Annotated in this window: 2 protein-coding genes and 1 pseudogene; 2 read left to right on the top strand and 1 reads right to left on the bottom strand. The window is 37.2% G+C overall.

Going from position 1 to position 887, the window contains the following annotated elements; all coding sequences use genetic code 11:
- Together E0E16_RS14510 and E0E16_RS13385 are read left to right on the top strand one after the other, a co-directional pair.
- Positions 1-99 (top strand): annotated as a pseudogene (locus tag E0E16_RS14510) (IS30 family transposase); the annotation flags it as partial.
- Positions 100-206: 107 nt separating this feature from the next.
- Complete coding sequence (locus tag E0E16_RS13385; protein ID WP_130830697.1) at positions 207-533, top strand: Fis family transcriptional regulator; 327 nt, start codon at positions 207-209, stop codon at positions 531-533.
- A 141-nt stretch (positions 534-674) separates the two neighbouring features.
- Here the strand turns inward: E0E16_RS13385 and E0E16_RS13380 are convergent.
- The coding region (locus E0E16_RS13380) for a transposase (protein ID WP_181951363.1) at positions 675-887 on the bottom strand (213 nt) is incomplete at its 5' end.

Below are 887 nucleotides of genomic sequence, written 5' to 3'. Positions count from 1 at the left end.
AAGAGAATTATGTCGATACAAAAGAAATTGAACGAAAGACCGAGAGAAAAATTAAACTTTTCTACTCCAAAGTGTGAATTCTTCAAATACGTTTTATAATTTTGCACTTGCTGGTTGACTCTGCGGTATAATCTACTATATGACAGCATCGTTGAAAAGTGAAAAATCATTCACCATTTTCAGAAAATCATCTTATCTTTGCAAATATGAAAAATGAACAATTTGAAAAATTATGGCAGAAAAACCGCGCCAAGCTGCTTGCCAATGATGAAGAATATCGAAAAATAAGCAAAAGCTATACTAATTGGGGGTGGGCAGATTACCTTGTGCTCATAGCAGGATTCGTCATCTGCGACAATTTCACCAAGTCCCTTGCCATCAACAATATTTGGCAATACGTTATCACACTCTTCGGAATGTTTATTGTATGGATGGGGTTCAGGCTTATGAAAAGCCGACTCGGAGGAAAAAAGACATTGGATGAAGTAGAAATGAGAATAAAAGAGCAGTATCGCAACTCACTACAAGAATAACAATTGGGGACAAATCAAATACGATGCTTATTTGAAAAAAATAAGAAAATCTTTAGAAAAGTTCCGGTTTCCTTGATTTCTCTATGTGTACCGGCAGGGCTTCCGGCTTATGTCAAGGTAGTGTCCTTAAAAGTGTGTAATTCATCTTTCCTTTCTCTGTACTTCCACTGTTATTTTATTCTTTTCTTTCCAGTTTTTGAATTGATATATTCTCCTTTCATATGTCTTCTTTGTTTCCTCCATCGCCACGGCTGCCAGGAGGAAGATGACAGACTTCTCTGATGGCATGGATGTTCTCATTTGGATGGTTCTCCTGTACTTCCTGTTGAGCCTTTCAATCCAGTTGGTCGTATA

The sequence above is a fragment of the Prevotella rectalis genome, from assembly GCF_900607215.1.
Lineage (GTDB): Bacteria > Bacteroidota > Bacteroidia > Bacteroidales > Bacteroidaceae > Prevotella > Prevotella brunnea.
This window is presented reverse-complemented; position numbering and strand designations above follow the sequence as displayed.